Raw genomic sequence first — 21,167 nt, 5'->3', positions numbered from 1 at the left:
GGGCTCTCGCGCGTCTGGTAGGCGAAAGCGAGAAAGGTGTGACGATGGCCAAGGCAAGCGACCGAAATCTCGCGCAGGCAGTACTCGACCGCTATCCCAAGAGCTATGCTGACATGCTGCGCATCGACGTGGCGAAGAACACGCCGGCGCCTCTTTACCAGTGGCTGATCGCCTCGCTCTTGTTCAGTGCGCGCATTTCCGCCGGCGCAGCGCAGAACGCGGCCCAGGCCCTGTTCGACCAGGGCTGGCGCACGCCGAAGAAGATGGCGGCGACAACCTGGGCCGAACGGGTGAAGGTGCTCAACCGCTCCAGCTATGCCCGCTACGACGAGAGCACCTCGCGCTATATCGGCTTTTCCACCGATCTCATCCAGGAGCGCTACGGCGGCGATCTCAGGAAGCTGCGCGAGGCGGCCGGGCGCGATCCCAAGCGCGAGCGCGAGCTCTTGAAGGAATTCAAGGGCATCGGCGATGTCGGCGCGGACATCTTCTTCCGCGAGGCGCAAAGCGCCTGGGACGAGCTCTATCCCTTTGCCGACCGCAAGGCGCTGGATGCGGCGAAGAAGGTCGGACTGCCTGCGAGTGCGGAGGGGCTTGCGCAGCTGGTGACGCGGCGCGACCTGCCACGGCTTCTATCAGCGCTGGTGCATGTGGCGTTGGCAAAGGAGGTGGAGGAGGTGCGGCGGGTGGCGTGAGCGACCCGCCTCGCACGGCCCCGCCTCACACGGCATCGCGCTGGCAGTCGGTCCAGGTATCCTTTCCCGGCTTCCCGGAGAGCTTTCCGCTCGCCACCAGGTTCCGCCGCATCTCCAGCGGCGTCATGCCGTAGGCGGCGCGGAAATGGGCGTAGAACTGGCTGAGCGAGGCGAAGCCGGACTGGAAGGCGGCGTTGGCGATCGACAGGTTGCCCTCGAAGAGCAGCGCGCGGGCGCGGATGAGCCGCATGCGGATGACGAAGCGGCGCACGGGAATGCGCATGACACGGGTGAACAGGTTGAGCGCGTAGTTGGGGTGCAGGCCGACGACGCGGGCGATATCCCTTGAGGAGATCGGCTCGGCCAGGTTCTCGTGGATATAGCGCACCATCGCCACGACGTAGCTGAGCGGCGAGGCGGTGCGGGTTACCGGCTCCAGCGTCTCGATCCATGGCGGCAGGAGCTCCTCCCAGCCGACTAGCGTCGTGCGCCGCAGCATATTGGCGATCTCGGATTTCAGGATGTCCGTGCGCTCGGCATCGCCGCTGCGGTAATCCTGGTACCAGCGCTCCAGAAGCGCGTTGTCGACGGCGTCGTCCGGCAGCGCGATCACACCGCCGCCGATCATGGTTTCGGTAAGGCGGCCCAGATTGGGCATGTAGAGAAAGGTGTCGAGCGGCAGGTAGATGTTGCACTGGCGGGCCTCGCCGCTCCTTCCCCGGTCGGTGCTCACCGTGCGGTGGGGAATGCCGGCCCAGAACATCACCAGGCGCTGCGGGGGTATCTCCACCGGCCGGCCGTCGAAGAGATAGCCCATCCCTCCCTCGGTCAGCCAGTTGAACTCGATATGGCCGTGCCAGTGCTCGGACGGCATCAGCTGCGGGTCGAACCAGCGGATGCCGAAGCGGCCGAAGGCTTTCGTGGTGGCATAGAACCGGCGATCAGGACGCGGCACCGGCTTCGGCGCCTTCGCCTTTTCCTTCCGCGTCCCGCGCCTTTCGATCACATCCGACATGCTTCCTCCCCGATCTTTAAAAACCGGAACAAGTGCTTAGAGAACCGGATTGCGTGGCGTCGCGCAAGGGGTACCGTCATGGGGTACGCAACTGTGCCCCGGATGGGAGTTCCGGCAATACGCGTAAAGCGATGAAAGGGAGGAAAGATGTACAGGAAGCTGATTGCCCTTGGCGGGGCAAGTCTGCTGCTGAGCGCGTCCGCGCTGGCAGTGCACGCCGAGATGGTCGAGCCGACCGTCCCCCCGGATCCGCCGAAGTTCACGGCGCAGACCGAGCCGGTCTTCGTCGGCATTTCCGATATCATGGAATACCGTGCGCTGGACGAATATCACGAGCCCGAATGGGTGACCGAGAAGTTCGTCGAGACAGGCAAGCTGCCGCCGGTCGCCGAACGCCTGCCGAAGGAGCCGCTGGTCTTCAAGGCCGGCAACATGCCCGACGGCGTCGGCACCTATGGCGACGTGATGCGCCATGTCATTGGCGGAAGGCCGGAGGGCTGGAACTACATCGCCGGCCAGAGCCAAGGCTGGGGCGGCATCGATATCGGCATGATGGAATGCCTGACCCGTGTCGGGCCGCTTTTCACGGTCAAGGCCGACGAGGTGGAGCCGATGCCGAACCTCGCCAAAAGCTGGGAATGGTCGGAAGACGGCCATCAACTCACCATGCACTTGATCGAAGGCGCGAAATGGTCCGACGGCGATCCTTTCGATGCCGAGGACGTGATGTTCTACTGGGAAGACCATGTGGTCGACCCGAACGTCTCGCCGCTCAACGGCGCTACCGTCGACACCTTCGGCGGCGCGGGAACCAAGCTCGAAGCGCTCGACGACTACACGATCAGGTGGACCTTCGAGGAGGCCTTCCCCGAGCAATATCTCTACCAGATGGCCTATGGCACATTCTGCCCGGGGCCAGCGCATATCCTCAAACCCGAACATCCCAAATACTCGGACAACACCTACGATCAGTACAAGAACGCCTTCCCGCCGGAGTTCATGAACTGGCCAGTGATGGGGGCGTGGGTGCCGGTCGAGCACCGGTCGGACGATATCATCGTCTTGCGCCGCAACCCCTACTATTGGAAGGTAGACGAAGAGGGCAACCAACTGCCCTATCTCGACGAGGTGCACTACAAACTGTCCACCTGGGCCGACCGCGACGTGCAGGCGGTGGCGGGCACAGGCGACTTCTCCAACCTCGAACAGCCGGAAAACTATGTCGAGGCGCTGCGCAAGGCGGCCAACGAGGACGCACCGGCGCGGCTCGCCTTCGGTGCGCGCACCATCGGCTACACGGTCTATCCGAACCTTTCAGCCAATGGCTGGGGAAGCCCAGATGCACGCGGCCAGGCGCTCAGGGAGCTCAACCGCAATCTCGATTTCCGCAAGGCCGTGTCCCATGCGCTCGACCGGCAGCGGCTGGGCGAGGCGCTGGTCAAGGGGCCGTTCACGGCCATCTATCCGGGCGGGCTCTATTCCGGCACGTCCTTCTATGACAAGGAGTCCACGGTCTACTATCCATATTCGGTGGAGACCGCGCAGGCCCTTCTCGAGAAAGCCGGACTGACCGACACCGATGGCAACGGCATCGTGAACTTCCCTGACGACACGGAAGGCGTGGCCGGCGAGGACGTCGAGGTCGTCATGCTCATCAATGGCGACTATCAGACCGACAGGAGCCTTGCCGAGGGCATCATCGCCATGATGGAGCGGATCGGCCTGCGCGTGGTTCTGGATATCCAGAACTCCAACACGCACGACCAACTCATGCAGGGCGGCAAGTTCGACTGGGCCCTGAACCGCAACTCCGAGGAATTGGCGACAGCGCTTAAGTTCACGGAGCGGCTGGCACCCGTCGGGCCGCGCTCGACCTGGACGCGGCGCGCGGGCTCGGACGGCACACTCGACCTCTTGCCTTTCGAGGAGGAAATGGTGCAGGCCGTCAACGCCTTCACTGCGAGCACGGACAATGCGGAGCGCCTCGAGCTGATGAAGCAGTACCAGAAGCTCTACACTGAAAACCTCTGGGGGATCGGTGTGACGCAATATCCCGGTGCGCTCATCATCAACAAGCGCTTTGCCAACATCCCCGCGGGTTCGCCCATCTTCATGTTCAACTGGGCCGAGGACAACATCATTCGCGAGCGGGTGTATGTGCCGGAGGACAAGCAGCAGGACTACGAGCTGTTTGCCGAGACGCTGCCCGGAGAGCCGGGCGCGGACGGTCCGGTGAACTGAGGCAACGACAATGACGAGGGGGTCCGCCCCCTCGTCCACCAGGAAGAGTTGAAACATGCTGCGCTTCGTGACCATACGCGTTTTGTCGGCGCTGCCCGTTTTGTTCGTCTTGAGCGTGGTGACGTTCGCCATCATTCAAGCGCCGCCGGGCGACTATGGCGACTACATCCGCTCCCAGCTTATCAACCAGGGCGGCGCCTCGATCGAGCAGGCGGAGGCGCAGGCCGAGGCCTGGCGCGAGGCGCGCGGGTTCAACGATCCGATCCCGGTGCAATATGCGCGCTGGCTCACCGGCATCGTGACGCGCGGCGATTTCGGGCACAGCTTCTTCTACAACAAGCCGGTGGGTGACGTGGTGGCGGAACGATTGCCGCGCACGATCCTGTTGGCGCTTACCTGTCACATCCTGGCGTCGATCTTGGGCATCACACTCGGCATCGTCGCGGCGACGCGGCAATATAGCTGGGTCGACACGCTGTTCTCGTTCATCTCGTTCCTCGGGATGACGATCCCGCGCTTCCTGCTGGCGCTGATCATCCTCTACATCCTCGCTTTCAAGCTCAACGTACAGGAACTCGGCAGCTTCTTCTCGCCGCGTTATGGCGGTGCGCCGTGGTCATGGGCGAAATTCGTCGATCTGGTGAAGCATGTCTGGCCGGTGATTGCCATCGCCACCTTCGGCGGGCTTGCCTACAACATGCGCGTCATGCGGTCGAACCTGCTCGATACGCTGAACGCGCAATATGTGGAGACGGCGCGCGCCAAGGGCCTGTCGGAAGGCGCGGTGGTGCTCAAGCATGCCGTGCCAAACGCGCTGCATCCGCTTGTCGCCTATCAGGGCGTGGTGCTGCCCTATATGCTGACCGGCGAGATCGAGGTCGCCATCGTCTTCTCGCTCGCCACCGTCGGCCCGGCCATCGTCGGCTCCATGAACCGCGGCGACGTCTATGTGACGGCCACGTTCATGCTGGTGCTGGCGGCGACGCTGATCATCGGCAACATCATCGCCGACTTCCTGTTGGCCCTGCTCGACCCGCGCGTACGACTGGGAGGAGCAGCCGAATGAGCACGACCATCCTTCCCACCCCGACCGAGCACGAGGAAACCACGCCCGGAATGCCGCCGGAGGTGCCGACGACCCGGCCCGGCCACGGCGAGGAGAGCTATTCGCGGCTCGTTTGGCGGCGCCTTCGCCGCTCCGTCAGCGGCATGGTCGGCCTGGTTCTGGTGTCGCTCCTGGTGATCGTGGCGATCTTCGGCGATTTCTTCGCGCCGATGAACCCGAAGGAGCCTGGCATCGCCTTCGCGCCGCCGGACCACATCACATTCTTCGCGCCCGATGGCAGCCTCTCTCTCGTGCCCTACGCCTATCCGATCGGCGAGACGGGGGAGCTTGACCCGGTGACGTTTCAGCCTGTTACCGGGCCGGACCTGGAGAACCCGATTGCGCTCGGTTTCTTCGTCGAGGGCAGCCCCTACCGGCTCTTCGGCCTCGTTCCAGCCAGTGTGCGTTTCTTCGGCGCGCGCGACGGCCAGCCGGTGCACTTCCTGGGTACCGACAAGTTTGGCCGCGATATCTTTTCGCGCGGCATTGTCGGCGCACGCATCTCGCTCGCCATCGCTCTTATCGTCGTTAGCATCACGACGACCGTCGGCACCCTGGTCGGCATCACCTCCGGATATCTGGGCGGGCGCGCGGACACCTGGCTGCAGCGCTTCGTGGAGCTGGTGCTGGCCTTCCCGCAGCTGCCGCTATATCTCGCGCTTGCTTCGCTGATCCCGGCCACCGCGTCGTCCAACGTCTTCCTGGCCTTCGTCGTGATCGTGCTCGCCGCGCTCGGTTGGGCGCAGCTTTCGCGCGAGGTGCGCGGCAAGACACTGGCGCTGGCGCGCGTCGACTATGTACGCGCGGCGATGGCGGTGGGTGCGGGCGACGGACGCATCATCCTGCGCCACATCCTGCCCAATGTGCTCTCCCATGTGATCGTCGCCGTCACGCTGGCAATCCCGACAGTGGTGCTCTTGGAAAGCTTCCTCGGCTTCCTCGGCTTTGCGGTGAAGCCGCCGCTCATCTCCTGGGGGCTGATGCTGCAGGACACGTCCAACTTCTCCGTCATCGGCTCCTACCCGTGGATCCTTTCGCCGGTGGTGTTCGTGCTGATCACCGTCTTCGCCTTCAACGCGCTGGGCGACGGCCTGCGCGATGCCATCGATCCGTATTGAGGGGGAACAGATGCTCGACAGAAGCAATCCCTTCGCCCCGCCCGAGCGGCACGATCTTGGCCGGCACGGCCGCGAGCTGATCCTCGACGCGCGCAACGTCGCCGTCGACTTCAAGGTCGAGGGCGGAGTGGTGAATGCCGTGCGCGACGTTTCCTTCCAGCTCCACAAGGGCGAGACCATTGCGCTCGTCGGCGAGAGCGGGTCGGGCAAGTCGGTCACCGCGCGCACGGTGATGCGGCTCTTGTCGCGGCGGGCGACGATCAAGCCAGGCACGAACATCACGCTTTCGGGAATGGACATCGTGTCCATGAGTGATCGGGGGATGCGGCGCTTGCGCGGCAAAAAGGTCTCAATGATCTTTCAGGAGCCCATGTCCTCGCTCAACCCGGTCTATACGATCGGCCGGCAGATCTGCGAGATCCTGCATCTGCACAATCGCATCAGTGGCAAGGAAGCTACGGAAAGGGCGCGGCAGCTTCTGGAGGAAGTGCACATTCCCGAGCCGGAGGCGCGGCTGAGGCAGTACCCGCACCAGCTTTCCGGCGGTCAGCGCCAGCGCGTGATGATCGCGATGGCCTTGGCCAACCGGCCGGATATCCTCATCGCCGACGAGCCGACGACGGCGCTCGACGTGACGGTGCAGGCGCAGATCCTCAATCTCATCAAAGAGCTGAAGGACAAGTACGGTATGGCGGTGATCCTGATCACCCACGACCTGACCATCGTCCGGCAGTTCTCCGAATACGTCTATGTGATGCAGAACGGCGTCGTGCAGGAGCACAACGAGACCGAGGCGCTGTTCCGCAAGCCACAGCACCCCTACACCAAACGTCTTATGGGCGCCGAACCCAAGGGTTCGGCAAAGCCGCTCGGCGGGGGTGAGCCGATCGTGCTGGAGGGCAGAACGGTCAACGTCACCTTCAAGCTCCGGCGCGGCGGCATGTTCAAGCCCGACTATTTCGACCTGGTGGCCGTCGACAATCTCGACCTGGGGCTGAAGCGTCACGAGACCCTCGGCCTCGTCGGCGAGAGCGGCTCGGGCAAGACCACCTTCGGCCAGGCCCTCATCCGGCTGATCGACAACCAGGGCGGCGAGATCTTCTTCAATGGTGATGCGATCCACGGGCGGAACCGCAAGGCCATGCAGCCGCTGCGTTCGCGCATGCAGGTGGTGTTCCAGGACCCCTTCGCCTCGCTCAACCCACGCATGTCCGTCAGGCAGATCATCGAGGAGGGGCTGATCGTCAACGGTATCGGCGCGAACACGCGCGAGCGGGTGGATCGCGTGCGCCAGGCGCTCGTCGACGCCGGGCTGCCAGACACGATCCTCAACCGTTTTCCGCACGAGTTCTCCGGCGGTCAGCGCCAGCGCATCGCCATCGCCCGGGCGATCGCGCTGGAGCCGGAATTCATCCTGCTCGACGAGCCGACCTCGGCGCTCGATCTGTCGGTGCAGGCGCAGATCATCGAGCTGTTGCGTAAGCTGCAGGACGAGAAGGGCCTTTCCTACCTGTTCATCTCGCACGACCTGAAGGTGGTGCGGGCTCTGTGCCACCGGGTGATGGTGATGCAGTTCGGCAAGATCGTCGAAGAAGGCCCGGTGGAAGACGTGTTGTCCAACCCAAAAACCGAATATACGGCGCGGCTCGTCCGTGCCGCGTTTGAAATTGCCGCTTGAATTTCGGAGAAAACAGAATGGCATACCCGAGAATTGCCTTCATCGGTGCCGGATCGACGGTGTTCATGAAGAACATCATCGGCGACGTGCTGCAGCGTCCCGCCCTTGCCGGCGCCACCGTCGCGCTGATGGACGTCGATCGCCAGCGGCTGGAGGAAAGCGCGGTCGTCGCCAATAAGCTGGTGGCCACACTGGGGGTCCCGGCGAAGGTCGAGACCTATACGGAGCGGCGTGCCGCGCTCGATGGCGCGGATTTCGTCATTGTCGCCTTCCAGGTGGGCGGCTACGAGCCGTCGACGGTGATAGACTTCGAGGTGCCGAAGAAGTACGGCCTGCGCCAGACGATTGCCGATACGCTGGGTGTGGGTGGCATCATGCGGGCCATCAGGACCGTGCCGCACCTGTGGAACGTGTGCGCGGACATGATGGAGGTGTGCCCCGAGGCTATCCTCCTGCAATATGTGAACCCGATGGCCATCAATACCTGGGCGATCGCCGAAAAATACCCGCAGATCCGGCAGGTGGGGCTGTGCCACTCCGTACAGGGCACGGCGTGGGAGCTTGCGCGCGATCTCGGCATCCCGGTGGAGGAGATCCGCTACCGTGCCGCCGGCATCAACCACATGGCCTTCTACCTGAATTTCGAGCACCGGCAGCCGGACGGGAGCTACAGGGACCTCTATCCCGAACTTCTCAAGGGCTATCGTGAAGGGCGTTTCCCGAAGCCCAGCCACTGGAACCCGCGCTGCCCCAACAAGGTGCGCTATGAGATGCTGACGAGGCTCGGCTATTTCGTCACCGAGAGCTCCGAGCATTTCGCCGAATACGTGCCATGGTTCATCAAGCGCGACCGGCCCGACCTCATCGAGAAGTTCGGCATCCCGCTCGACGAATATCCGAAGCGATGCGTGGAGCAGATCGAGCGCTGGAAGGCGCAGGCCGACGCCTATCGCAAAGCCGAGCGCATCGAAGTGGAGGAGAGTCACGAATATGCCTCCTCGATCATGAACTCCGTGTGGACCGGCGAGCCTTCCGTCATCTACGGCAACGTCTCCAACAAGGGCTACATCACCTCGCTGCCTGAGGGGTGTGCGGTGGAGGTGCCGTGCCTGGTGGACGCCAACGGCATTCAGCCGACGGTGGTCGGCTCCCTGCCACCCCAGCTCACGGCGCTGATGCGCACCAACATCAACGTACAGGAACTGACGGTGACCGCACTCATGAAGGAGAGCCGCGAGCACATCTATCACGCGGCGATGATGGACCCGCACGCGGCGGCGGAACTAGACCTCGAACAGATATGGAGCCTCACCGATGACCTCGTCGCCGCCCATGGCGACATGCTGCCCGAATGGGCACGTGGGGAGACGAAACGGCGGGTAGCGTAAGCGGGCGGTTCCTTTCCGGGCCAGCACCCGTTTCGATGACGCAAGTACGGAAAGGCCGAAGCTCGCTTCGGCCTTTCCATTCAGGTTTTGCCGTTCGGCACGTGCCGCGGCAGAAAGCTCAGTAGCCGCGGGGGCACTGTGCGGAATAGCGGCGGCCGTACTCGTCGCGATAGATGCACTGGTTACGGCCCTCGGACGCGCGTCCGATAAGCGCGCCGGCAATAGCGCCGGCTGCGCCGCCGACGACCGCGCCCTCGAGCTCGTTACCGGCCACCGCCGCGCCGACTGCCGCGCCACCCAGCCCGCCGATTGCCGCGCCCTGCTCGGTGGGCGTGCACGCCGCGGCGGCGACCAGGAACGGCACCAAAAGAATGAGCTTTCTCATAAGACTCTCCAACGTGACGTTGCACCGGATATAATGCGCCCTGCGACGAATTGTTCCGGCTATGAACGCTATAGATGCTTCCCTGTCGCACTCCTCGCGTCAAGCGCCATGCGCCCAAGCGGCGAGAATCTTCTGGAAACGCGCCGATTTCGCCACATTTTCGCCGCCGCAGGGTTCATTTTCCGCCTGAATTGTTGGACTTTCGTCTCATTCCGCACGGTTAAGGTCGCAAAGAGACCATTTCCGACGTCTGTTTTTATACAGGCTCGTTGTGCGGAGGAATGTTCCGGCGCGTGGGCCGTGGGGCCTGTTTCTTGCCTGTGCCGGACAAAAATGGAGTTAAATATGGCTGATACGCCCGTCCAGGAGGAGCACGGCCTTGCGCCAGGGCAGGACAATGTCCGGATCATGGGCCTGGATGTCCACAATCCCGTCTTCTTCGTTTCTGCCGTCGTCATTGTCGCGTTCGTCATCGTCACATTGATTTTCCGCGACAGCGTCGGCCCGGTGCTCGAGGGGCTGCGCACCTGGCTCACCTCGACTTTCGACTGGGTCTTCATGATCTCGGCCAACCTGTTCGTCATTTTCTGTCTCGTGGTGGCGTTGACGCCGCTTGGCAAGGTGCGCCTCGGCGGCAAGGACGCCGTGGCCGACTATTCCTATGCGGGCTGGTTCGCCATGCTTTTCGCCGCCGGCATGGGCATCGGGTTGATGTTCTTCGGCGTGCTGGAGCCGATGTATCATTTCAACAACCCGCCACTCGGCGTGGCGTCGCCGGTGGTCGACGGCACGGTGGTGCCGGGCGCCGTGGCGCAAGCGCGCGAGATGGCCATGGCGGCCACCATCTTCCACTGGGGCCTGCACCCCTGGGCGATCTATGCGGTACTCGCGCTGTCGCTGTCGCTGGCGGCCTACAACAAGGGACTGCCCCTTTCCATCCGTTCCGCCTTCTATCCTATCTTCGGCGAGAGCGTGCGCGGCTGGGTCGGCCATGTCATCGATACCATGGCGGTGTTCGCCACCCTGTTCGGCCTGGCGACCTCGCTGGGTTTGGGCGCCTCGCAGGCCATGGCCGGCCTCAACGAGCTTTACGGGGTTGCGGTGAACGACACCAACACCGTGCTTCTCATCATGGGGATCACGGCGATTGCGCTGGTCTCGGTCGTGGCGGGGCTCGATGCGGGCGTCAAGCGGCTGTCGGAGATCAACATGGTGTTGGCCATCGCCCTCCTGCTCTTCGTCATCCTTCTTGGGCCGACGCTAGCGATCATCACCGGATTCTTCGGTAACGTCTGGGCCTATGTGAAGAACCTGCCCACACTTTCCAACTGGGTCGGCCGTGACGATACTAGCTTCGTGCACGGCTGGACCACCTTCTATTGGGCGTGGTGGATCTCGTGGTCGCCCTTCGTCGGCATGTTCATCGCCCGCGTCTCCAAGGGCCGCACGGTGCGCGAGTTCATCACCTGCGTGCTCATCATCCCGACGCTGGTGTCCATCCTTTGGATGACCACGTTCGGCGGCACGGCGCTGGATCAGTTCCTGGTCGAGGGCTATACGGGCGTTCAGCAGACGGTGGTCGACTACGTGCCGGAACTTTCGCTGTTCGCCATGCTGGCGGACCTGCCGTTGGCCGCGATCTCCTCGCTGATCGGCATCATCCTGGTGATCGTCTTCTTCGTCACCTCGTCCGACTCGGGTTCGCTGGTGATCGACACCATCACCGCCGGCGGCAAGATCGACGCCCCGGTGGCCCAGCGCGTTTTCTGGGCGATCTTCGAAGGGCTGGTGGCGATCGTTCTGCTTCTGGGCGGCGGCCTAACGGCATTGCAGGCCGGCGCCATCGCCACCGGCTTTCCGTTCGCAATCCTGCTGATGCTCATGCTTTACGCCACCTGGCGGGCACTGGCGACAGAGGAGCGCTGAGGAAAGACACGACAGAGCCGGCAATCCGGTCGACGAAGGGCCCGCCATAACCGGCGGGCCCTTTCTTGTGGCGCTCACCGCCGTCACCACAACGTTACAGAATCGTATGTTGTGGTGCGTGATGGGCGTCCGTAATGTGCGGCGCACCGTATCGCTTCGGATACGGCGCGATAGATAACGCCCGCGGGGCCTGCGTCAGCTCTATACCCGCACTCAGGAATGCACCATGTTCGTCTCCTTCTTCCCCCGTCCGCGCCTGTTCTTCGCCAGCTTCATTCTTTGGAGCCTCTTCTGCATTCTCCTGTGGTACGGACTGGCAAAGGGCCTCGGACCGTCGCTGAGCCTCGGCGGCTTCTTCGGCTACGGCTATCCCGCCGTGCTCGGCCCCGAGGCGGAGGAGGCGGCGCGTGCCGCCGCCGCCGAAGCGGCGTCGTCAGCCGGGGGTTTCTGGTTCTATCAGTATTTCCTCGCCGTCATCGGCGTCTTCGTCGGTGGCTGGATGTGGTTCTCCCCGCACACCTGGGCGCGCTGGTCGGTTGCCGGCTCGGCGCTCATCCTGTTCGTGAACTGGTTCCTCGTCCAGCTCGACGTGATGATCAACGAGTGGTTCGGTACCTTCTACGACATGGTGCAGACGGCCCTCGGCACGCCGAACGCGGTGGAGGCGAGCGACTTCTATTGGCAGATCGCTGCCTTCTTGCGCATTGCGCTGGTCTATGTCTTCTTCGGCACGCTTTTCCGCTTCTTCGTCAGCCATTTCATCTTCCGCTGGCGCACGGCGATGAACGCGCACTACATGGCGCAATGGCAGAAGCTGCGGCACATCGAGGGCGCAGCGCAGCGTGTACAGGAAGACACCATGCGCTTCGCCTCGATCACCGAGAGCCTGGGCATCAGCCTGCTCGACTCGCTGATGACGCTGATCGCCTTCCTGCCGCTTTTGTGGGGGCTGTCGGCGAACGTGAAGGAACTGCCGATCATCGGCGAGGTGAGCCAGGGGCTCGTCTTCGTGGCTATCCTGTGGTCCGTGTTGGGCACGGCGCTGGTGGCAGTGGCCGGCATCCGGCTGCCGGGCCTGGAGTTCCGCAACCAGCGGGTGGAGGCGGCCTACCGCAAGGAACTGGTCTATGGCGAGGACCATGCCGACCGCGCCAAGCCGCCCACTGTGCGCGAACTGTTCGACAACGTGCGGAGGAACTATTTCCGTCTTTATCTCAACTACATGTATTTCAACCTAGTGCGTATCTTCTATCTGCAGATCGGCAACCTGGTGCCTTATATCGCGCTCGGACCCTCCATCGTCGGCGGCGCCATAACGCTGGGCGTCATGCAGCAGATCATCCGCGCTTTCAGCCGCGTTGAAGGTTCCTTCCAGTATCTGGTGAATTCCTGGACGACGATCGTCGAACTGATGTCGATCTACAAGCGCCTGAAGGCCTTCGAGGCGACGCTCAAGGGCGAGCCGCTGCCCGATATCGACCGGCACTACATGGAACGCGAGCAAACGGGCATGCGGCCGGAGGATCAGCCGGTGGCGTGAGTTTCGTCAGCGCTGCGATGCGTGCCTTCACCCTCGTCCTTCGACAAGCTCAGGATAAGGGTGAAGGCAAGGCCACGGCTTCGCGAGTCACGATGTCGAAGGAGAGGCGCATAGGCAAGCCCTCATCCTGAGCTTGTCGAAGGGCGAGGGCGGATGCTGTGTGCCTTACCCTCTCCTGGCCTACATCCTCACCCGTCGACGCTTCCCTGCAATGCGGCCGAGGCCGGCGCGGTTTCGTCGAGGTATTGCCGGTAGCTGACGCAGCGCACCGCCGGCTTGGCGCAGACGGCCTCGGCGAAGCGCTCCAGCGCGCGCCAATAGGCGCCGTCGTTCATGAGGGTGAAGTGGAAGCCGATCTGCAGCGGCGTACGCTCCCCCGCGTATTCCTTTTCAAAGGCGGCCTCGAAGGCGCGATAGGCGCGGTCCTCGAAGGCCTGCGTCTGGCTCGGCCGCTCCAGCCCGCCCGAATGGCGCACATAGAGATTGTAGTCCATGGCGATGATGCGCTTTTCGGCGGGCCCTTCCGGTATCAGCGGCAAGGAGAACCGTATCACCCCGCCCTTGGCCGCGGGTGCCGCCGGCCCGCGCGACACGGTGCTGGCATCGTAGCGGAAGCCCTCGTCGGCCAGCACCTCGAAGAGGCCGGGACCGGTCGCCAGGTAGGGCGCGCGGAAGCCGACGATCTCGCGTTCCGCGAAGGGGCGCCAGCCCTCGGGCTTGCCTTCGAGACCGTTGATCTCCCAGACCTCGCGCAGGATGGCGCGGAACTGTCCGAACTCTTGTTTCCAGTCGGAAGCGCTCCATTTGCCGCCGTCGAAATGGCCGCAGCCGTGGCTGGCGATCTCATGGCCTTCCCCACGCGCCTGCCAAATCTGCATAAGCCGCCGGCGCACGTCCTCTTCGGATGCGCCGTTGCCAACATTGGACCTGCCCGCCGCCATGCCGGGGCCCCGATAGACGTCGCGCGTTTCGGACGAGAGCAGATAGACGCAGGACAGGAAGTAGGTGAAGCGCGCGCCTGTCCGCTCCCCCAATTCGCGGCTGCGCTCCCACTGCTCGATAAAGGACGCGCCGTCGAAGGAGACGATCACATATTGCGGCCGCTGGACGGCATGAGCGGGAACGGCGAGGAGGAGAAGCGCGAACGCGACAAGACGCAATAGGAACGACATTCAACAGCCATGTATGAAAGAACAACCCGCACGCCGGGTAGGGGGGAATTATGGCGCAGTGTGGGCCCGCGACGGGGTTTGCACAGGTTTGGATAGTGAGAAGCGGTGGCGTGCCTCTACCGGCCGGTCGCGCACCGTACGCAGCGCTCCGCCATCGGATCGATCTCCAGCCGCCGATCGGGGATTTCCTCGCCGCAGTCGAGGCAGTATCCGTATTCGTCTTCCGCCAGCCGCCGCTCGGCCATCTCGATGCGGGCGAGGTCGCGCCGCCGCGCGCGCTCGGCTGCTTCCGCCATTGCCTGCTGCTGCATGGCGTCCATGCGCGACAAACGACCCACCGACTGCTGGTCGAGTTCCACGGGCTTGCGCGCCTCTTCGGAGAGGCGGGAAAACTCTTCGAGTTCGGAGCGCTTTGCAGCAAGCCGCCGCCGCGCCAGGTCTGGGTCGATCGCCATCGCGTCATCGTAGGCATGCGGCTTCGAGGCCGCAATCGTCTCTTTCCGCCAACCCCCTTCCATGCGCGCGAATTTCCGCTAAAACGCGGGCAGAAAAGTAATCCGGGCACCGCCCCGGCGGTGAACAGGTTTTTCATGTCAGACGACAGTTTCATCCGCGAGGTCAATGAAGAGCTTCGCCAGGACCAGCTCAAGGCGCTGTGGCGGCGCTACGGGACCATGGCGATCGCCGCCGTGGCCCTCGTTATTCTCGCGACGGCCGCCTATGTGGGCTACCAATACTGGTCGACGTCACGCGCCAACCAGGCGGGCGACGCGTTCGCCCGCGCTCTGGAACTGGCCGACGAGGGCAACACGGATGAGGCGCTCGCCGCCCTGGAGGAACTGGAGACTTCCGGCTATGGCTCATATCCGGTTCTGGCGCGCCTGCGCGCGGCGGCGGCCCTGGCCGACGGCGGCAAAGCTGAAGAGGCGGTCGCCAAGTATGATGCTGTCGCCGGCGACAATTCGGTGCCCGCTGCCATCCGCGACATGGCGCGCCTGCGCGCCGCCCTGCTGCTCGTCGACCATGGCAGCTATACCGATGTCGCCACCCGCGTCGAGCCTTTGACGGCCGAGGGCAATGCCATGCGCCACACCGCCCGCGAGACCCTTGCCCTTGCCGCCTGGAATGAGGGCGACCGGGAAAATGCGCTTGCCCTGTTCGGGCAGATCATCGACGACCCGCAGGCTCCCGTCGGCGCGCGCCAGCGGGCGGAGATGATGTCCGAGCTGATCGCCGGCTCCGGCGAGTCCGGCTAGCCATGGCATTCAAGGTCGCCATTGTCGGCCGGCCGAATGTCGGCAAGTCGACCCTCTTCAACAGGCTGGTGGGACGCAGGATAGCGCTCGTCGACGACACGCCCGGCGTGACGCGAGATCGGCGCGTGCATCCAGCGCGCTTGCAGAATCTGCGCTTCGACGTCATCGACACGGCCGGTTTGGAGGACGCTGCCGCCCCCACGCTGCAAGCGCGCATGCGCATGCAGACGGAGATCGCCATCGACGAGGCCGATCTCGTCATCTTCATGATCGATGCAAAGGCCGGGCTGTTGCCTGACGACCAGACCTTCGCCGAGATCGTGCGCCGCAAGGGCAAGCCGGTCGTGCTGGTTGCCAACAAGACGGATGTGCGCAGTGCCGAAGCCGGCGTGTTGGACGCGTGGAGCCTGGGGCTCGGGGAGCCTGTCGCCGTCTCTTCCGAGCATGGGAACGGTATGGCGGAACTGCGCGACGCGATCGCCGCCGTGGCCGGTGAGATGGCTGAGGAGGCGGAGACGGAGGTGCTTACCGACGGGGCGCTGGTAGGCGACGACATCGACGCGGATGCGGAGGAGCCGGCCTACGACCCGGACAAGCTGGTCCGCGTCGCCGTGATCGGCAGGCCCAACGCAGGCAAGTCGACGCTGATAAACGCGCTGATCGGCGAGGAGCGCATGCTGACCGGACCGGAGGCGGGGATCACGCGCGATTCCATCTCCGTCGAATGGCGTTGGCGCGGGCGCGGCATAAAGCTGTTCGATACCGCCGGCATGCGGCGCAAGGCGCGCGTGCAGGCCAAGCTTGAAAAGCTGTCCGTGGCCGAGACGCTGCGCGCCATCCGCTTTGCCGAGGTGGTGATCATCGTCTTCGATGCGACCATGCCCTTCGACAAACAGGACCTGCAGATCGCCGACCTCGTCATCCGCGAGGGCCGCGCCCCCGTCGTCGTCTTCAACAAATGGGACCTGATCGAGGACCGCGAGCAGACACTGGCCGAGCTGCGCGAGAAGACGGAACGCCTGTTGCCGCAGGCGCGTGGACTGAGGGCGGTACCCGTGTCTGCGGAGACCGGCCGCGGCCTCGATAAGATGATGGAGGCCGCCCTTGCCACCCACGCGGTGTGGAACCGGCGCGTACCCACCGGTCCGCTCAACCGCTGGCTGGAAGCGGCAACCGCGCGGCATCCGCCGCCCGCCGTGGCCGGGCGCCGGCTGAAGGTGAAGTACATGTCGCAGATCAAGACGCGGCCGCCCGGCTTCGCGCTGTCCTGCTCGCGCCCGGAAGCCATGCCGCAAGCCTATGTGCGCTACCTCGTGAACGGCCTGCGCGAGGCCTTCGACATCTTTGGCGTGCCCATCCGCATCGCCCTGCGCACGTCGGACAACCCCTATGCGGGGCGCGCCAAGCGCCGGCGGGATTAAGCGCCGGCCTTGCCCGAGCGCTGCAGTCTCACCTCGACCGGCGGGCCGCTGCGGATGGTCTGGTAGACCACGCAGTAGCGCTCGGTGAGCTTGAGGAGCTGGTCGAGCTTCTCCTGTGGCGCGTCGGTCTCGACGTCGAAGCTGAGGCGGATCTGCGCAAAGCCCACCGGTGCATCCTTGGCGACACCCAGTGTGCCGCGGAAATCCAGATCGCCTTCCGCCGACACGGCGGCAGCGTGAAGCGGGATTTCCAGTGCCGTCGCCACAGCCTTCATGGTTACGCCCGCGCACGCCACCAGCGCCTCCAGCAGCATGTCGCCGGAGCAAAGCTCAAGGCCCGTTCCGCCGGTCGCCGGGTGCAGGCCGGCAACGGCGAGTGCCCGTCCGGTCTCCACCTTGCAGGCGACATTCTGCTCGTCGAGCGTGCCGCTGGCGCGAAGCGTTATGCGGGCGGCCTGCGGATCGGACTTGTAGCGTTCCTTGATCGGCGCCTGAAGGGCGCGCAGCGTGCTGGCATCCATCATCTTTCTCCTCCCGTTTCCCGCCGCCGGCGCAGCATACCTCATGCGATGCGGCCGTCGCATCAAGTTGTCGCGGGCGCCGCCGCGCTCTGTGGCGGTTCTGCTGCCTGTGCGGGGTGGATTCAATTTCGTTTCGGTCGTTAACGGGTGGTCAAGGTTAATGAAATAGCTTGCCCGGCAGTTGGCGTTGCGCGCGTTTCAGTGAGGGGTCGGGTGCTTGTTTCGGGTGTAGAGTGGCTGCGTCGGTTTTTCGGCCGGAATCGTTCTCTTCTTTCTCCTTTGCTGGTGGGCTTCGGCATGTGGATCGGCTTTCCGACCGTTGCCGCCTATCAGGATATGACGAGCCTGATCGCCAATCAGGAAGGCGCTAACCGTTGGGCCGCCGTCATCGAACGTTCGGTGGCCGGTTCCGTTCACCAGGCGGAGATGCCGTTTGCCAGCGCCGACGCCAAGCTTGGCGCGATCTCCGGCTCCGGGCTTGCTGCGCCGGGCATCGGCGAGGTTGCCTTCCGCACCAAGGGCAAGGGGGCGGCCACGCCGGACGAGGAGCGTATCAACCGCGCCGACAAGGAAGGACGTGTGGTCAAGACCCTTCCCATGGCCCCGCCCAGGCTCTTCAACGCCGGCTCGATTTTTCAGCAAAAGAGCGCCGTGCTCATGGCACCCCCGCAGGCGGGCGATACCTTGATGGCTTTCGTAAAGCCGGAGATAGAAGGCCAGGAAGTGCAGATCGCCTCCGCCTTTCACCTGAAACACGACGAGCCGGCCGGGCCCGCGCTGCCGTCCATGATCGCCAGCCTCGTGAACAATGAGAAGGCCGACGTCCTGGCCACCGCCTATGCACCGCCCGAGCCCGACTATGCGAAGGCTTCGCCGTTTGCCAGCATCCTGCGCGACGAGAACGACGGGCGCTTCGTCCCGCCGGTGCCGCCGAGCGATCATCCTTGGGCACGCCAGCCGCTTCCCGCCGCCGTCTTTTCCGAGCGCGAGCAGCAGTGCCTTGCCGCCGGTATCTACTTCGAGGCGCGCGGCGAGCCGGTGGAGGGGCAGGCGGCGGTCGCCCAGGTCATCCTCAACCGCGTCCGCAATCCCGTCTATCCGGACTCCATCTGCGGCGTCGTCTACCAGAACGAGAAGTGGCGCAACCGCTGCCAGTTCTCCTTCGCTTGCGACGGCATCCGCGATCGCGTGAAAAGCCCCGGCCATTTCGAGACGGCCGAGCAGGTGGCGATGGCCGTCACCGCCGGCAAGATCTGGCTCGAAGGCGTGGGCTCCTCCACCCACTACCACGCCACTTATGTGCGCCCGCGCTGGGCCTCGGCCATGGAGCGCATGAAGAAGATCGGCCAGCACATCTTCTACCGCACCTATGGCGGCGGCTGGAACTGAGCATACGCGTGGGCCGGGCTTGGCACGCAAAAGCGCCCGATTCCGCCGGGCGAAGAGTGTGCACCGCCGAAGGCGCTTTGTCGCACCTAGCTAACATATTGTTACTACTGTAGAAAATGCTCTGTTGGAGTCGGGGTCGCGCGGCTTGACTGGCGCCGGGCCGCTCTCTATGTTGCGCGCGACTTTGAGGCGACGGAAGCTGACCGGTAGCTGGTGCGGAGGTTGCAGTGGCCAATCGAGGAAAGCCGGGCGATCTGGACGGACGCCGGCGCAACCTCGATGCGGCGCTGGCAGCCAGGCGGCGGGAAAGGCCGAACGGCGGCGAGGGCGCGGAGAGGGGCGGTAAGAGCGATTTCGCGAATGCGCTGAAGCTCTCCAGCGAGTTTATCGCCGGCGTCGTGGTCGGTGTGGCGCTGGGCTGGTTCATCGACCGGATGGCCGGAACGTCGCCTTGGGGGTTGATCGTTTTCCTGCTCCTGGGTTTCGGAGCGGGCATTCTCAATGTCCTGCGTTCCGCGGGGCTGATTGCCGAGTTTGGATCGAAGGCGCCGAAGAAGGGCGACGACGATCTTTAAGGAAGGAAAGCGGCGCTTGGCCGCTGCGTGAAAGCGAGGGGCTCCCAGTGGCCACAGACCCGATCCACCAGTTTCAGATCTCGAAATGGATTCCGATCGAAATCGGCGGGCTGGACTTTTCCTTCACCAACGCTTCCGCCTTCATGGTCGCCACGGTGGCCGGCGCCGGCGCTTTTCTTTTCCTGACGACGTCGAGCCGCGGCCTGGTACCCGGCCGGCTGCAGTCCATCTCCGAGATGGCCTACGAGTTCATCGCCTCCATGCTGCGCGATGCGGCAGGCAGCCATGGGATGCGGTTCTTCCCCTTCGTCTTCTCGCTGTTCATGTTTGTGCTGGTGGCCAACCTTCTGGGCATGTTCCCCTATTTCTTCACCGTCACCAGCCACGTCATCGTCACCTTCGCGCTTGCCATACTCGTCATCGGCACGGTGCTGGTCTACGGGTTCTGGAAACACGGGTTCGGCTTCCTGAAGCTGTTCGTGCCCGACGGCGTGCCCGGCGTGCTGATGCCGCTGGTGGTGGCGATCGAGGTGGTCTCCTTCCTTTCCCGGCCTGTCAGCTTGTCCGTGCGTTTGTTCGCCAACATGCTGGCCGGCCACATCACGCTCAAGGTCTTTGCCGGTTTCGTCACCTCGCTTGGGGCGTTCGGCGTGGCGGGTGCCGCAGGCGCCGTGCTGCCGCTCGCCATGACGGTGGCCTTGACCGGTCTCGAGTTTCTGGTGGCATTCCTGCAGGCCTATGTCTTTGCGGTCCTGACCTGCATGTACCTCAACGACGCACTGCACCCCGGCCACTAGGAAGCTTCATCGGCGGGTCTCTCCGCCACAATCCAGGCAGTTTGAAAAAGCTACGATCCACAAGGAGTTGCAAGATGGAAGTAGAAGCAGCGAAGGCAATCGGCGCGGGCATCGCCTGCCTCGGCATGGGCGGCGCCGGCATCGGCCTCGGCCACATTTTCGGTAACTATCTGGCGGGCGCCCTGCGCAACCCGTCGGCCGCCGACGGCCAGTTCGGCCGCCTCATCTTCGGCTTCGCCGTGACCGAGGCCCTCGGCATCTTCTCGCTGCTCGTCGCACTCCTCCTGCTCTTCACCTAAGAGCGCGGCATCGCTGGCAATGCCGGCCACGGGATGCGTGGCCGGCCGATGTGAACAGGGGAAGCGTATGTTTGTGACACCGGGGTTCGCGCAGGAAACACCGCCTGCATTGGACGAAGCCCATACCGTGGAGGACACCGACCACGGCGGCGGGGGCTTTCCGCCGTTCCAAACCGAGACCTATCCCTCGCAGCTTCTCTGGCTGGCGATCACCTTCGGCCTGTTCTACCTGTTCCTGAAGCGGGTGGCACTGCCGCGCATCGCCGGTATCCTAGAAGTGCGGCGCGACCGCATCGCCCAGGACCTCGACGAGGCCGCGCGCATGAAGGACGAGGCGGACGCGGCGGTGGCGGCCTACGAGCAGGAACTGGCCGAGGCCCGCAGGAAGGCGGGCGGCATCGCCCAGGAAGCGCGCGATAGTGCCAAGACCGAGGCGGAGGCCGAGCGCCGCAAGGTGGAAGAAGCGCTCGATGCCAAGCTGAAAGACGCCGAGGGCCGCATCGCCGACATCAAGGCCACGGCCCTTGCCGATGTCGGCGTTATCGCCGAGGAGACCGCCGGCGCCATCGTTGGCGAGCTTGTCGGCGGCGAGGTCGACAAGAAGGCGCTTGCCGCCGCCGTCAAGGCTGCACGGCAGTAGGAGAAG

Annotated in this window: 20 protein-coding genes; 15 read left to right on the top strand and 5 right to left on the bottom strand. The window is 64.3% G+C overall.

Features of this window, described 5'->3' with window-relative positions; translation table 11 throughout:
* The first annotated feature begins 44 nt into the window (after positions 1–44).
* Positions 45–695, top strand: coding sequence for a hypothetical protein (locus GM910_RS09820; protein WP_159587341.1), 651 nt, complete (start codon positions 45–47; stop codon positions 693–695).
* A gap of 25 nt (positions 696–720) precedes the next feature.
* Here the strand turns inward: GM910_RS09820 and GM910_RS09815 are convergent, their stop codons facing one another.
* On the bottom strand, positions 721–1,710 hold the full coding sequence (locus tag GM910_RS09815) for a helix-turn-helix domain-containing protein (RefSeq protein ID WP_159587340.1): 990 nt from the start codon (positions 1,708–1,710) through the stop codon (positions 721–723).
* A gap of 147 nt (positions 1,711–1,857) precedes the next feature.
* Here GM910_RS09815 and GM910_RS09810 point away from each other — a divergent pair, with 147 nt between their 5' ends.
* The 5 genes from GM910_RS09810 to melA are packed head-to-tail and all read left to right on the top strand — an operon-like array spanning position 1,858 to position 9,240.
* Positions 1,858–3,951 carry an ABC transporter substrate-binding protein gene (locus GM910_RS09810; protein ID WP_159587339.1) on the top strand — a complete coding sequence of 698 codons (2,094 nt, stop codon included), beginning with the start codon at positions 1,858–1,860 and terminating at the stop codon, positions 3,949–3,951.
* Positions 3,952–4,006: 55 nt separating this feature from the next.
* A complete protein-coding gene (locus GM910_RS09805) occupies positions 4,007–5,017 on the top strand; it encodes an ABC transporter permease (RefSeq protein ID WP_159587338.1) in 1,011 nt (336 codons plus the stop codon).
* A gap of 50 nt (positions 5,018–5,067) precedes the next feature.
* Positions 5,068–6,174 (top strand): ABC transporter permease, encoded by a 1,107-nt coding sequence (locus GM910_RS09800; RefSeq protein ID WP_159587495.1) that lies wholly within the window; start codon positions 5,068–5,070, stop codon positions 6,172–6,174.
* Positions 6,175–6,184: 10 nt separating this feature from the next.
* On the top strand, positions 6,185–7,852 hold the full coding sequence (locus tag GM910_RS09795) for an ABC transporter ATP-binding protein (RefSeq protein ID WP_159587337.1): 1,668 nt from the start codon (positions 6,185–6,187) through the stop codon (positions 7,850–7,852).
* Between the two features lie 17 nt (positions 7,853–7,869).
* The gene (gene melA, locus GM910_RS09790; RefSeq protein ID WP_159587336.1) at positions 7,870–9,240 is read left to right on the top strand and encodes an alpha-glucosidase/alpha-galactosidase; all 1,371 of its coding nucleotides are present in this window, start codon (positions 7,870–7,872) and stop codon (positions 9,238–9,240) included.
* Between the two features lie 118 nt (positions 9,241–9,358).
* Here melA and GM910_RS09785 read toward each other — a convergent pair whose 3' ends face one another.
* A complete protein-coding gene (locus GM910_RS09785) occupies positions 9,359–9,625 on the bottom strand; it encodes a YMGG-like glycine zipper-containing protein (RefSeq protein WP_159587335.1) in 267 nt (88 codons plus the stop codon).
* A gap of 345 nt (positions 9,626–9,970) precedes the next feature.
* On the opposite strand from GM910_RS09785, the gene GM910_RS09780 reads away from it, so the two are divergent.
* Both GM910_RS09780 and sbmA read left to right on the top strand, forming a co-directional pair.
* Entirely contained in the window at positions 9,971–11,551 is a 1,581-nt protein-coding gene (locus GM910_RS09780; RefSeq protein ID WP_159587334.1) for a BCCT family transporter, read from the top strand.
* A gap of 226 nt (positions 11,552–11,777) precedes the next feature.
* Entirely contained in the window at positions 11,778–13,091 is a 1,314-nt protein-coding gene (sbmA, locus tag GM910_RS09775) for a peptide antibiotic transporter SbmA (protein WP_159587333.1), read from the top strand.
* Between the two features lie 188 nt (positions 13,092–13,279).
* Here sbmA and GM910_RS09770 read toward each other — a convergent pair whose 3' ends face one another.
* A complete protein-coding gene (locus GM910_RS09770) occupies positions 13,280–14,263 on the bottom strand; it encodes a polysaccharide deacetylase family protein (protein ID WP_159587332.1) in 984 nt (327 codons plus the stop codon).
* 116 nt (positions 14,264–14,379) lie between these two features.
* Positions 14,380–14,718, bottom strand: coding sequence for a TraR/DksA family transcriptional regulator (locus GM910_RS09765; RefSeq protein ID WP_159587493.1), 339 nt, complete (start codon positions 14,716–14,718; stop codon positions 14,380–14,382).
* A 135-nt stretch (positions 14,719–14,853) separates the two neighbouring features.
* On the opposite strand from GM910_RS09765, the gene GM910_RS09760 reads away from it, so the two are divergent.
* Positions 14,854–15,519, top strand: coding sequence for a tetratricopeptide repeat protein (locus GM910_RS09760; RefSeq protein ID WP_159587331.1), 666 nt, complete (start codon positions 14,854–14,856; stop codon positions 15,517–15,519).
* Positions 15,520–15,521: 2 nt separating this feature from the next.
* The gene (gene der / locus GM910_RS09755; protein ID WP_159587330.1) at positions 15,522–16,940 is read left to right on the top strand and encodes a ribosome biogenesis GTPase Der; all 1,419 of its coding nucleotides are present in this window, start codon (positions 15,522–15,524) and stop codon (positions 16,938–16,940) included.
* Here the strand turns inward: der and GM910_RS09750 are convergent.
* Positions 16,937–17,461, bottom strand: coding sequence for an OsmC family protein (locus tag GM910_RS09750; RefSeq protein WP_159587491.1), 525 nt, complete (start codon positions 17,459–17,461; stop codon positions 16,937–16,939). The genes der and GM910_RS09750 overlap by 4 nt on opposite strands.
* Before the next feature lie 297 nt (positions 17,462–17,758).
* Here GM910_RS09750 and GM910_RS09745 point away from each other — a divergent pair, with 297 nt between their 5' ends.
* The 5 genes from GM910_RS09745 to GM910_RS09725 all read left to right on the top strand — a co-directional run bounded on the left by GM910_RS09745 (position 17,759) and on the right by GM910_RS09725 (position 21,161).
* Positions 17,759–18,850, top strand: a complete 1,092-nt coding sequence (locus tag GM910_RS09745) for a cell wall hydrolase (protein ID WP_159587329.1) — start codon at positions 17,759–17,761, stop codon at positions 18,848–18,850.
* A gap of 227 nt (positions 18,851–19,077) precedes the next feature.
* Positions 19,078–19,425: an AtpZ/AtpI family protein gene (locus GM910_RS09740; protein WP_159587328.1), complete on the top strand. Its 348-nt coding sequence runs from the start codon at positions 19,078–19,080 to the stop codon at positions 19,423–19,425.
* A gap of 47 nt (positions 19,426–19,472) precedes the next feature.
* Positions 19,473–20,222: a F0F1 ATP synthase subunit A gene (locus GM910_RS09735; RefSeq protein WP_159587327.1), complete on the top strand. Its 750-nt coding sequence runs from the start codon at positions 19,473–19,475 to the stop codon at positions 20,220–20,222.
* Positions 20,223–20,296: 74 nt separating this feature from the next.
* The gene (locus GM910_RS09730) at positions 20,297–20,521 is read left to right on the top strand and encodes a F0F1 ATP synthase subunit C (RefSeq protein ID WP_008595464.1); all 225 of its coding nucleotides are present in this window, start codon (positions 20,297–20,299) and stop codon (positions 20,519–20,521) included.
* A gap of 67 nt (positions 20,522–20,588) precedes the next feature.
* A complete protein-coding gene (locus GM910_RS09725; protein WP_159587326.1) occupies positions 20,589–21,161 on the top strand; it encodes a F0F1 ATP synthase subunit B in 573 nt (190 codons plus the stop codon).
* The last annotated feature ends 6 nt before the right edge of the window (positions 21,162–21,167 follow it).

Source organism: Chelativorans xinjiangensis, assembly GCF_009812055.1.
GTDB lineage: Bacteria > Pseudomonadota > Alphaproteobacteria > Rhizobiales > Rhizobiaceae > Chelativorans > Chelativorans xinjiangense.
Note: the sequence above shows the minus strand (reverse complement) of the source record. Positions and strands in the feature narration are given on the sequence as shown.

Coding starts and splice junctions, on each gene's coding strand:
- GM910_RS09730 (WP_008595464.1), top strand. CDS start 20,297: ATGGAAGTAGAAGCAGCGAAGGCAATCGGCGCGGGCATCGCCTGCCTC.
- melA (WP_159587336.1), top strand. CDS start 7,870: ATGGCATACCCGAGAATTGCCTTCATCGGTGCCGGATCGACGGTGTTC.
- GM910_RS09725 (WP_159587326.1), top strand. CDS start 20,589: ATGTTTGTGACACCGGGGTTCGCGCAGGAAACACCGCCTGCATTGGAC.
- sbmA (WP_159587333.1), top strand. CDS start 11,778: ATGTTCGTCTCCTTCTTCCCCCGTCCGCGCCTGTTCTTCGCCAGCTTC.
- GM910_RS09805 (WP_159587338.1), top strand. CDS start 4,007: ATGCTGCGCTTCGTGACCATACGCGTTTTGTCGGCGCTGCCCGTTTTG.
- GM910_RS09810 (WP_159587339.1), top strand. CDS start 1,858: ATGTACAGGAAGCTGATTGCCCTTGGCGGGGCAAGTCTGCTGCTGAGC.
- GM910_RS09820 (WP_159587341.1), top strand. CDS start 45: ATGGCCAAGGCAAGCGACCGAAATCTCGCGCAGGCAGTACTCGACCGC.
- GM910_RS09760 (WP_159587331.1), top strand. CDS start 14,854: ATGTCAGACGACAGTTTCATCCGCGAGGTCAATGAAGAGCTTCGCCAG.
- GM910_RS09745 (WP_159587329.1), top strand. CDS start 17,759: ATGTGGATCGGCTTTCCGACCGTTGCCGCCTATCAGGATATGACGAGC.
- GM910_RS09795 (WP_159587337.1), top strand. CDS start 6,185: ATGCTCGACAGAAGCAATCCCTTCGCCCCGCCCGAGCGGCACGATCTT.
- GM910_RS09780 (WP_159587334.1), top strand. CDS start 9,971: ATGGCTGATACGCCCGTCCAGGAGGAGCACGGCCTTGCGCCAGGGCAG.
- GM910_RS09750 (WP_159587491.1), bottom strand. CDS start 17,461: ATGGATGCCAGCACGCTGCGCGCCCTTCAGGCGCCGATCAAGGAACGC.
- GM910_RS09815 (WP_159587340.1), bottom strand. CDS start 1,710: ATGTCGGATGTGATCGAAAGGCGCGGGACGCGGAAGGAAAAGGCGAAG.
- GM910_RS09770 (WP_159587332.1), bottom strand. CDS start 14,263: ATGTCGTTCCTATTGCGTCTTGTCGCGTTCGCGCTTCTCCTCCTCGCC.
- GM910_RS09800 (WP_159587495.1), top strand. CDS start 5,068: ATGCCGCCGGAGGTGCCGACGACCCGGCCCGGCCACGGCGAGGAGAGC.
- der (WP_159587330.1), top strand. CDS start 15,522: ATGGCATTCAAGGTCGCCATTGTCGGCCGGCCGAATGTCGGCAAGTCG.
- GM910_RS09765 (WP_159587493.1), bottom strand. CDS start 14,718: ATGGCGATCGACCCAGACCTGGCGCGGCGGCGGCTTGCTGCAAAGCGC.
- GM910_RS09785 (WP_159587335.1), bottom strand. CDS start 9,625: ATGAGAAAGCTCATTCTTTTGGTGCCGTTCCTGGTCGCCGCCGCGGCG.